Here is a 9756-nt window from a genome sequence, read left to right as displayed (position 1 = left end):
ACGAAGTCATTGAGTGACGCGGCGGACTTCTGCTGTTGGCACTTTTGAGACATGCCGACCGGCCCTGACGATGTCCGCTTCCGGGGGAAACCGGAAGTAGTCCGCCGACGACCAAAGTGTCGCTTTTGACCCAATCCGGTCCTAAGCTGGGCCGGAATTCGCAGGGCAGCAGTCTCCCACCGTACTGAGGTGTGCTATCGTTTTGGTCAGCGCGGGAGGCGATGGTAGTGAGGCGACGCGAGTTCATTACTCTGCTTGGCGGCGCGGCGGTGGCGTGGCCGCCGGCGGCGCGCGCGCAGCAAGCGGCGAGACCGCCGCTGCTGGCGATGTTCCATCCGGCAATCCCGCCCGCGCTCCTGACTGAAACGGGCGGGGGCAGCGCATGGCGCGCCTTTTTCGGCGAGCTGCGCCGTTTAGGTTACGTGGAAGGACAAAGTCTGATCATCGAACGCTACTGGGCCGAGGGACGTCACGATCGTTATGCCGAAGTGGTCCGTGAAATCGTGACCCGCAACCCGGATGTGATCGTCACCGGAACGAATACCGTCGTGACCGTGTTCAAGGCGGCAACCGGTACGATACCGATTGTTGCTTTCATGCTGGATCCGCTGCAGGCGGGGCTGGTGACCAACCTGCACCGGCCCGGCGGCAACCTCACCGGCATCACGCTTGATGCCGGCATCGAGATCTGGGGAAAGCGGCTGGAGTTCTTGAAAGAAGCCATTCCTTCGATGCAGAAGGCCGTATTCCTGGGGATGCGCGGCGGATGGGAAGGGTCTGTGGGGCAAGTCTTGCGGGGTGCCGCCGCGCGTTTGGGAATTTCGCTGGCTTTTGTCTTCCCGCAGGAGGGGAAACCCTCGGAGATTGAGCGCGTCTTCGATGCGATAGCGGAGCAACGGCCGGACGCGGTGCTGGTGAGCGGAGAGGGCGACCTCTACGCCAACCGCCAGCTCATCGCCGAACTCGCCGTGAAAAAACGCTTGCCGACGATATGTCCGTACCGCGATTACGTCGAAGCCGGCGCGCTGATGGGCTATGCGCTCGATCTCACGGAGCTGTTCAGGCAGTTGGCCGATGACGTGCACAAAATCCTGAAAGGTGCCAAACCGGGTGACATTCCGATTTACCAGGCGACCAAATTTGAACTCCTAATCAACCTGAAGACGGCAAAAGCGTTCGCCCTGACCCTGCCCCCGGCGCTGCTCGCCCGCGCCGACGAGGTGATCGAATAATTCTGCCATGTCCGTTCATGGCACCTTTGAGACATGCCCGCCTATCCTGAGAATGTCCGTTCACCCCGGGTAGACCGGAAGTCGCCGTGGTCCGGTCAAATCGACGCGCATGACCCAAGGCGGACATCGACCAGACTTTTGCATGGGTCTGCATGAGCAGAGCATGTATGCTGATTCCGGTCATTGGACGGAGGCTTATATGCTGCGGAGAGAATTCATCGCAGGAGCGGCCACCTTTGCATTGTCGGCCGGGCCGCTCCGGGCGCGTGCGCAACAGTCGGCGGCGCGCCGCACGCGCATCGGCGTCCTGATCTACAGCACTCCGGAACGCGATCCGAACACGCAAGCGCTTCTAGAAGGAATTCGCCAACTTGGCTATGTCGATGGCCAGAACGTCACTATCGAATACCGGTATGCTCAAGGTCGGCCAGAGCGGCTTCCCGAACTGGCCACGGAGCTGGTTCAGAGCAAACCCGATGTGATCTTTGCCCTCGGGGGCGATGTAATGTCACATGTCGCGAAGGCTACTCAGGTGATTCCGGTTGTCTACGCCATGAGCGCCGATCCCGTTCAACTCGGCATTGCCAAGAGCCTGGCGAAGCCCGGCGGCAATTCGACCGGTGTCACGTTTTTGTCGGACCAACTCGCGGCCAAGCGGCTCGAAACATTCAAGGAAGCGGCTCCCCGCATAGCACGGGTTGCGCTCGTTCGCGATGCCAGCCACGCCGACAACGAACTGCCGATCGCCGAGCGCGCAGCAAAAGTTTTGAAGCTCGAGTTGCTGCCGGTCGGAATACACGATCCTGCTGAACTCGACCGAACGCTTGAAACGGCGAAGGAGTCTGGCATCGACAGCCTCTACGTCGTATCGTCACGGCACACGGTGGCCAACGCGCAGCGCATCGTAGAGTTTGCCAATCGGCAACGCATGCCGCTGGTGGCTGGATGGGGTGCATGGGTTCAGGCAGGCGGCTTGATCTCGTACGGACCTAATGTCACGGAGATGATCCGCCAGGCGTCGCGTCACCTCGATGCGGTACTCAAAGGCGCTAATCCTGGCGATCTTCCGGTGCAGCAACCAACCCGATTTGAGCTGTTCGTCAATTTAAAGACGGCCAAGGCGTTAGGCATCGATATTCCAGAGTCATTTCTCCTCCGCGCCGACAAGGTGATCGAATAGAACCAGTTCTGTTGAATGCATGAGTGTGTGCTTCTGGCACCATTCGGAAGTAACGCGATGTCCGCCCAGAGTCCGTTATATGCGGCAAAGCCGACATCGGAGCTCGCTGAGAGCCGCTTGATCCGCCCGGCAACAAACCCTCAACCCCCGCGCGGCCCGCTGAGAGCGTTCAGCCAGTCCCGGCGGGGGGATTGCTCGAACTCATCGCCACTGCACCGGTAACGACGGCGCGGCTTCGTAGACTAGAACGGGAGGCGCGTGGAGTGGCACAAGGGACGCGTTCCGGGCTCAACGAGGATGTTCGACGACAATATACGCCCTTACATTACATCGCGTATTCTCGCCGTCGTTCACCTCGACGCCGACATACCTTCCATTGCGGTCTTCGGTTTGAGCGATCCGGCCTATAACGGCAGCAACCTCACGCAAGGCATGACGACGCAGCTTGTTCGTCGGGAAACACACGCCCTTTGTGGTCTTCCGATAGTCTTCCATCTTGGTGCTTGTGAAAGTAAAAGCGAGCCATCCGTCTCGAGCCGCTGCGTGAACTTACCCCTAAGTGATTGCAGAGGCCAATATTCAGGAGGAGGTTGGCGACCTGACCGACTACATTCGCAGCAGGCTAACGGCGGTCACCAAAACCGAAGGCGACCGGAAGCGCTAGCTCAGCTTCTCGTTTCGCATCCGCTCTTTCTCCAATTCTTCCGACAGCTCTTCCGACTGCTCTTCCGACAGCTCTTGCAGCTTGGCTTTGGTTGTGGCGTCGCCAACTTCCTCCAGTAGCCTCCGCGACTGTTCAAGCTGTTGCTTCCGACTTTGCATCGCTCCACCTCCTGCAAAGACGACGGCGAGCAGGCAGAATTGTTCAATCTTATTTTGGTTAGCGCCTGCTTGGGGTGAAGGGCGGCCTTTGAAGCCTCTAATTCGGCAATCAATTCTGCGATCCCCGGCCAGTATCAGGAACATTGGCATCGCGGTTCTGTTGAACGTTGTTCCTCCTTCCAAAGGTACGCCTGATGGCCGACGACAACACACGAAACCCGAATGTAAAGCAGCCCGGCGAAAACCCGGAAGGCAAGTTTCACTACAACCCTGGAAACATGGCCGGGAAAAAACCCGGCGATCCGGAAGAGACTGCCGAAAATCGTGGTGAGCTACCAAACCAGCCTGAGAAAAAGGACGACGACTAACTTACCAAGTTGGAGGCTTGCCAGTGCCCCGTTATTTTTTCAATGTTGAGGACGGCCACCTTTTTTTTGATGCATCGGGCTTTGTTTGCGAGAACGATACCGCTGCACTCATAAGGGCGTCGGTACTCGCCATAGGCGTATCACTCGATAATCCCGAGGACGATCCTCAACGACGAATCGCAATAATTAATGATGCGGGGCATGAGATTGGCACCGTGCCGGTATATTCCAAGCCGTCCTACCAAAACCCGGCCAAATAGGCAGCCAGCGCGCCTTACTTATCGGTGTCTGCTGTCCGTATCTCGATCGCGCCGCACTTGTTACATTTGAAGACACGATCTTCAAACCCGCTAAGACCGGGTATAAGGCGGGCGTGTTCCATGGTCGCTCCGCACCTGCACCGAATCCGAATGGCGGGGTTTAACTGCAGCATCGACGGCCTGCCTCGATGCGGGGTAACGATGTGGCCTAAGTTCGGTTCCGGACATATCGATTGAACAAAGCGCCGCTAACCGTCCGGCGGGATATCACCCAACTGAAGCGGCCTTACTTCGGATGCTCTGCGGATTTCGGAACCATGCGGCCATCTTGTATTTCGTGAGTATGGCCTCTGCCGGCGCGGCTGGCGGGGTTACCGTATTGAGCAGATTGGCAATGGCAGTCACAAGCTGCGCCAGCGCAAACGGCTTGGCGAGCAGAAGGCTATTTGGAACGCCCTTGGATGCCCATTCATCCCCGTGATTGCCGGTAATGTAGACAACGGGCATTGCCGAATCTACCTCTCTTGCGGTGCGGCCCACGTCCCAGCCGTCCATGTTCCCACGTAGCTCGATGTCAATCACGACCGCCCGAAATTTGGAATCCTCTGATTGGAGAAGCGTCCCCGCTTCATCGCCTGACGCGGTAATGATTGATTCGAAACCACCGTCTGAAAGAGATCTACGACCAACGCTTGAATAACCGGGTCGTCCTCGACGACCAGAATCGTAACAACGTTATCCACTTCACTAATCCACCTTGGCTGCCCCTCCAAGGGGTAAGAGAAGCTGAACTCATTCGTTCCGGAATTATGTGCAAAAGTGAACATAACCGGAGAACTACGGGGGTTTAGTTTTGTGGTTTCCAGCCAACTGCAAAAGTAAGGAATAAGTGGCAATCCCGGCTGCTTCCCACCCCGGCACAAAAAGGGAATGGCACAAACTGCGCATGAACAAAATGTGGAAGGGAGTTTCGGGAATATTCGGCAATCACAGGCGTTTCGGGTTTGTCTGGAGGACACCGGGCATATGTATCGGCCTCAACGCTCTTCGCCGTAGGGCGCTGTTTTCGGCGGAAAAATCATTTCAGCCGCGCTAGCCAGATGATCTCGATCGCTCAAGGCGCAAACCTGTAGATGCAGACGAGATGTCCGCTTTGTCGTGAACTGCGGACCTCCATTTGGCAATTGGTCGACGTCCACGTTGTGCCAACAGGCGATATGGATCACATCGGCGCAAGTGAAAGAGGCCGCCAACTGAGGCGGCTTTACTCGCGATTTGAGCCAGAGGATATCAGGAACTGGTTCATATCCAGCGCCGTTTCAATCTGGCGAAGCTTCTCGACTAATTCGTCGCGCTCACTGCATGGCGCAAGCGTCTCCACGTCCGAACGGACTCTCCGAGCCAATTCGACCAAACGTTCTTCAAGTGTCGCGCTGTGGCTAAAACGGCGGCGCTGCATTGCCTTTACTCCGGGGCTTTGAGGTTGCTGTGTTGCCAGCCCGACTTGTCCGACATCGAATCGCACGGGACCGTGCGCATCATTGTGTGATTGCAACTGGGGCATCCAAAGGTCCGCCTGTCATAGCCCTCTGAGGCCGGGCTGATGCTCGTAAGCATCATTCGTTTAGAACACTGGGGGCAGCGCGGCCGCTCAATTGGAATCAGCGACGGTTCAGGACGGGTATGGGGTTGGGGCGGCATGTGATGTGCATCCCTTTTGGTCTGGCGGGAGCGCAACACTCTCAGTCACCGATGGAAGCCGAAGGCGGTGCGGTGATCGGGATAATCTGGCATGTCCCGCAGCCGACATAGTGGTCAATATTGCTCACACCGGGAAAGTTTGATGGGGAGGAACTATTTCAAATGGGGCCATTGAGGGTCGAAACAGGGACCAGTACTGCGCCAGGTACATTAGGGAACGATGGCGACCGCCGAGACTTAGGTCTGCAATGCGTCACTCAGCCCGACGTATGAGGCTATCGAATCCCTAGCCGACCCGGCCCCAGTTGCCTCTCCCGAGGGCTGGGGCCGTTTCTTTAAGCGACAGCGAAAATTTGAGCTGCTCAAGGCTACGGTGAAGTCAGGGAAACCCCAACAACAACAAGCGCCACCATCGCCAGAATCAGCGTGGCGTAGCCCGCGATTTGCACCCAGTCCCGATCGTGGCGCTGGTTCATTCCGGGGATTTCGACCCGCCCGAGCTGAGGCATCTAGATCAACACGATTTGCGCGCAGGTTTGCCTATGCAAACAGCTCCGCACCGGCTGGCGTGAACTTCACGAAGGTGCCGCTCTCGTGCAGCAGCAGCCATCCGCGTGATATCGCCAGATCAAGCCCGGCTTTGTATTCGGCCGGGGTGGCGCGCTCCTGGTACAACATCGGCGCGTTTATCTTCTCGATGTAAATCTTTCCGTCTACCGGCTCGGTCGCTTTGGCGATCTCCAGCAGCTTGCGCGCGGCGGCTTCCGGATCGGCATAGGGTCGATCAGTGCTGAACTTCATGCGTGCTGCGAATCCATGTGTGCATCGTGAACGTGACGGTCGGTTACCGCTATATCGATCGTGGCACCACAGAAACAGCGCGCCCATCCACTGGTTGATTGCGTCGGCAACGGCAGGCCGGCGACATGCATGGCGTATTTCCATGCCGTCCAGGCGCGCTCGCGCCGGTATTCGTCGAAGTGGGCTTCCGTGCATCGTGGCAGATAATCTTTCCACGCGGCTTCGAAGCCAGCCCGCGCCTGTTCGAAGGTTGCAGCGTAGCCCGAGCGAGACCGTCTCCGGTGTGACAGCGGATAGAAGCCGCAATCCCAGCGCCATTGCCTGGCGTGCGTCGGCAAGCCCGATTGAACTGCAATCGTGCCGACTTGAATGTCACCGTAGTAGACGTGCCAAGTGTCGGAGCGTTCGGGATGGCGGCGGCGAGTGAGTTCGAGCATGGCCCATTGAAGCGCGGCGGTGCGCCTTTGGGAAGCCGCTACGGATTGAGGTCCGCAGGCGCGGTCGCCACAATGAAAGAGGCCGCCAACTGAGGCGGCCTTAGTCTGCTCGCCGTGGCGATTAACTAACACCAGCGGCCATGCCGGAATTGCGACGGCCGTCGCCGCCGCCGCCGCTGTGGCCGGTGGACAGCATATCCTTGATGTCCTGGCCCAACTGCGTGAGGAAGCTGCCGATGCCGCCGCCCTGTACGAGGGAAAGCTCTTCGTCGGTCAGATCGTTCAATTCGATTGTGCGTTCCACAGCGTGTCCCTCAAGTGCCCGGAGCACCATTGCCCCGCGCGGGTGAGGGCAATTTAGTTCAATCCGACGGCTCGGTTCCGTGATCCGGGTCACTCAAAGCGGGTACTGGCTGAATTAGGCCACTCGGTAATCAAAACAGGCCGCTCAATGAAAAACCCCCGTCCGGGGGGCTAGCGCGGGCGGAGGCTTTTCAGGGCAGAGATAAAATATCTCAACCAAATTGGCGCTCTCTGCGGCGGCGGATTTTGAGCGCCCAAATGAAAATCTAACAGCCGCGTTCATTACCTGAAAGCGGTTTCGGGGAAACTTGGTATTAGTACCGGGAACAAGTGGCAATGACGGAGACTTACCCGGCCTCAGCGCGCTTCCCCTAACTGAGGCGCTGGGGCCGTTTTCTTTTGGAACCTCGCAACGCTCCATGAATCGATTCAGCGCTCCCGGATTGATGTCCCCCTAAAAGCCACGGGAGAAAACCCCAACTGGGTTGGCGGCTCTAGCGCGTCCCGCTGGATCGCGTTGGGGTTTCTGATGGTGCCACCACCATAAGAAAGAGGCCGCCAACTGGGGCGGCCTTAACTTCTAGTTCGGTTGACCGCATCTAAGTGCGGCCTTGTCCGCTTCAAATTCGGCAATCAATTCCTTGGCCCGCTCGATAAATGTTCGGTCCGTGACCCTTTCCTGTATCCGGCGGTACCGCTCAATCGTCTTGTCGATCTCTTTGCATTTGTCACACATATCTCACCGCGTGGGTTGGGCGGGAGCATTATACGAACTCTCTGTCACCGATAACTGCCGAAAAGGAGGCGGTGATGCAGGGCCAACACTCCGTGTCATGACCTGTTCCTCAAATGTGAGCAATATTGCTCACTCCAAATCAGGCCGTACGATTTCAAACCAGGCTACCTCAACTGCACCCCCGGTACTGGCCGAAATAGGCCACTCGCAAAACCAAAACAGGCCACGGCACAAACCGGGAATGGCTCATACTGCGTATAACTAAAGTTAGCGGAGCATTTCGGGAACAAGTGGCAATGACTTTTGGAACTTCGCAACTCCCCAAGAGTCGATTCAGCGCTTCCGGATTTATGCCCCCTAAAGCCTCTACCGGGAGAAAACCCTAATTGGGCCCCAGTGCACCTCCAGTACACTGGGGCCGCTTATCCACGGCTCAAAGGCCACCAACTGAGGCGGCCTTACTCCTTATCCAGCTTCCGGATTTGCTCGCGAAGCTCAGTTTCCAGAATGCGGATCATCTCGGCTGTGGGACCCTCGCGAAACTCCGATGCCAGATCGCGGCATTTGGCGAGCTTCTCCTCGATTGCGTGCTTTTCCCGATCTCGGTCCATGAACATTAGGATGCCTGGAAAGGCAAAAGGTTCAAAAAGGCCCGCGTTTCAACTAGGTCCCCATGTTGCGATCTATCCGATCAAAGACGGACAGCACCGAAAAAGGCAGCCAACTGAGCTACTCCGAACTAGTTCGGAAGGATCACGAGAGCTGCGGTAACTTGCGGAGGCCGTTGGCAATCCGCCATTGCCGTTCGGTTGGAATGCGGCCCCAGCGCACCTCCAGTACGCTGGGGCCGTCATATTGCGCCGGGAACCGGGATGGCAAGGTCAAGGCTATTCTACATTCACAAATCTAGTAATCGAGATGAAGCGTGGTTCTTGGAGCAAGATGAGGACGGGTCGCTCCATGTGAAATATGACGGCGAATTGCCGCTCAAGAGCAATTGGCGAATGACAATCAACGAATTCCTGTCGAAGGACGGCATGACCTCTCATCGCGTTCTGTTGGCGCTCGTTGATCGCTTATTTGAGGACAAATGACGACAAGGACTCCGGCTCTTCCTTGTTGAGTTGCGGCAGCGGAACGAACCTGGTGCATGTGGGGCAAGCCATGGCAGCAACGCCGCAACCGCAGGCGTATTTCCCTGACCATGGGCGGTCAGGGTGAGCTTCACAGACAAGCCGCGTTGCGTCGCAGACGTAACACCCTGACAGCTTGAGAAGCATGGCGCGGATTCCTCGTTCGCCCCACTGTCATAATTCGTGGCGGGCGCGCTGGGTTCCCTGAAACAGGCTTACCCACTTTGGGGAGCGCGGCAGGACCGTGGACCAACGGGAATGCGGTGCGGCGGGGCCGGGGCCGCCAAGGGCGCATCGCCACCGATGCACCGGGTACGTCGAGGAAGGGGAAATAGGTGGAAAGCGCTTGCGCCTATTAATTGCCTATTAATTCATATCTAAGGTTGTATTCAACTAAACCGACACTTTTGGAAATTCAAGAAACCGCTGCGGCAGTTTTTCTGGTGAGCGCGGAGGGACTCGAACCCTCGACCCCATGATTAAAAGTCACGTGCTCATCGCTCGAAGGACCGCTGTTGGCGCAAAGCGGCCGGTCGGAGGAAGTCATGCTCCTGGGGGTAGAGCGGACATGCCGCACCGGCGGATTGAGGTCTCAGTTTGACCCATCTGAGACATTGGCTATCATCGGCTGTCGCGCCACGCCATCATGTACAGTTGAGACCTGCGCAATTCTTCAACGGTCGTTCTGGACATGCCGATGTCGGCTAGCAAATGGTCATCAAGTTCGAGAAGTTGCTTGTGCTGACGACGCCGCTCCAGCCTCATGGCTATTGCATCTAGCCA

General features: G+C 57.5%; 12 protein-coding genes. 4 read left to right on the top strand and 8 right to left on the bottom strand.

All coding sequences use genetic code 11. The annotated features are described in order from the left end of the window. The first annotated feature begins 227 nt into the window (after positions 1-227). Entirely contained in the window at positions 228-1232 is a 1005-nt protein-coding gene (locus JQ611_RS41015; protein WP_212263341.1) for an ABC transporter substrate-binding protein, read from the top strand. A 163-nt stretch (positions 1233-1395) separates the two neighbouring features. After that, positions 1396-2412, top strand: coding sequence for an ABC transporter substrate-binding protein (locus tag JQ611_RS41010; protein ID WP_212263342.1), 1017 nt, complete (start codon positions 1396-1398; stop codon positions 2410-2412). Between the two features lie 660 nt (positions 2413-3072). On the opposite strand, the gene JQ611_RS41005 is transcribed toward JQ611_RS41010, so the two are convergent. Further along, the gene (locus JQ611_RS41005; protein WP_212468799.1) at positions 3073-3378 is read right to left on the bottom strand and encodes a hypothetical protein; all 306 of its coding nucleotides are present in this window, start codon (positions 3376-3378) and stop codon (positions 3073-3075) included. Between the two features lie 50 nt (positions 3379-3428). Between JQ611_RS41005 and JQ611_RS41000 the strand changes: the two genes are divergently transcribed. Beyond that, positions 3429-3602 (top strand): hypothetical protein, encoded by a 174-nt coding sequence (locus JQ611_RS41000; protein ID WP_212038792.1) that lies wholly within the window; start codon positions 3429-3431, stop codon positions 3600-3602. A 23-nt stretch (positions 3603-3625) separates the two neighbouring features. Beyond that, on the top strand, positions 3626-3862 hold the full coding sequence (locus JQ611_RS40995; RefSeq protein WP_212468798.1) for a DUF6894 family protein: 237 nt from the start codon (positions 3626-3628) through the stop codon (positions 3860-3862). A gap of 267 nt (positions 3863-4129) precedes the next feature. Here JQ611_RS40995 and JQ611_RS42910 read toward each other — a convergent pair whose 3' ends face one another. The 7 genes from JQ611_RS42910 to JQ611_RS40960 form a co-directional block, all read right to left on the bottom strand. Further along, complete coding sequence (locus JQ611_RS42910; protein WP_312012404.1) at positions 4130-4444, bottom strand: response regulator; 315 nt, start codon at positions 4442-4444, stop codon at positions 4130-4132. A gap of 682 nt (positions 4445-5126) precedes the next feature. After that, positions 5127-5321 carry a hypothetical protein gene (locus JQ611_RS40985; RefSeq protein WP_212263345.1) on the bottom strand — a complete coding sequence of 65 codons (195 nt, stop codon included), beginning with the start codon at positions 5319-5321 and terminating at the stop codon, positions 5127-5129. A gap of 782 nt (positions 5322-6103) precedes the next feature. After that, a complete protein-coding gene (locus tag JQ611_RS40980; protein WP_212038788.1) occupies positions 6104-6364 on the bottom strand; it encodes a hypothetical protein in 261 nt (86 codons plus the stop codon). Further along, positions 6361-6801 (bottom strand): hypothetical protein, encoded by a 441-nt coding sequence (locus tag JQ611_RS40975; RefSeq protein WP_212468797.1) that lies wholly within the window; start codon positions 6799-6801, stop codon positions 6361-6363. The genes JQ611_RS40980 and JQ611_RS40975 overlap by 4 nt, the downstream gene beginning before the upstream one ends. Positions 6802-6922: 121 nt before the next feature. Beyond that, positions 6923-7087: a hypothetical protein gene (locus JQ611_RS40970; RefSeq protein ID WP_212263347.1), complete on the bottom strand. Its 165-nt coding sequence runs from the start codon at positions 7085-7087 to the stop codon at positions 6923-6925. 1211 nt (positions 7088-8298) lie between these two features. Then, positions 8299-8451: a hypothetical protein gene (locus tag JQ611_RS40965; protein ID WP_212468796.1), complete on the bottom strand. Its 153-nt coding sequence runs from the start codon at positions 8449-8451 to the stop codon at positions 8299-8301. A gap of 1143 nt (positions 8452-9594) precedes the next feature. Next, a complete protein-coding gene (locus JQ611_RS40960) occupies positions 9595-9738 on the bottom strand; it encodes a DUF1127 domain-containing protein (protein ID WP_212468800.1) in 144 nt (47 codons plus the stop codon). Between the last annotated feature and the right edge of the window lie 18 nt (positions 9739-9756).

Source organism: Bradyrhizobium sp. AUGA SZCCT0182 (genome assembly GCF_018130185.1).
Taxonomy (GTDB): Bacteria; Pseudomonadota; Alphaproteobacteria; order Rhizobiales; family Xanthobacteraceae; genus Bradyrhizobium.
The sequence above is the reverse complement of the archived record's forward strand: the minus strand, read 5'-3'. Positions and strand labels throughout refer to the sequence as shown.

Bases quoted from the DNA above. Each gene is read 5' to 3' on its own strand.
- JQ611_RS41005 (WP_212468799.1), bottom strand. From the start codon at position 3,378: ATGTTCCTGATACTGGCCGGGGATCGCAGAATTGATTGCCGAATTAGA.
- JQ611_RS40980 (WP_212038788.1), bottom strand. From the start codon at position 6,364: ATGAAGTTCAGCACTGATCGACCCTATGCCGATCCGGAAGCCGCCGCG.
- JQ611_RS40985 (WP_212263345.1), bottom strand. From the start codon at position 5,321: ATGCAGCGCCGCCGTTTTAGCCACAGCGCGACACTTGAAGAACGTTTG.
- JQ611_RS41010 (WP_212263342.1), top strand. From the start codon at position 1,396: ATGTATGCTGATTCCGGTCATTGGACGGAGGCTTATATGCTGCGGAGA.
- JQ611_RS40960 (WP_212468800.1), bottom strand. From the start codon at position 9,738: ATGAGGCTGGAGCGGCGTCGTCAGCACAAGCAACTTCTCGAACTTGAT.
- JQ611_RS40965 (WP_212468796.1), bottom strand. From the start codon at position 8,451: ATGGACCGAGATCGGGAAAAGCACGCAATCGAGGAGAAGCTCGCCAAA.
- JQ611_RS41000 (WP_212038792.1), top strand. From the start codon at position 3,429: ATGGCCGACGACAACACACGAAACCCGAATGTAAAGCAGCCCGGCGAA.
- JQ611_RS40975 (WP_212468797.1), bottom strand. From the start codon at position 6,801: ATGCTCGAACTCACTCGCCGCCGCCATCCCGAACGCTCCGACACTTGG.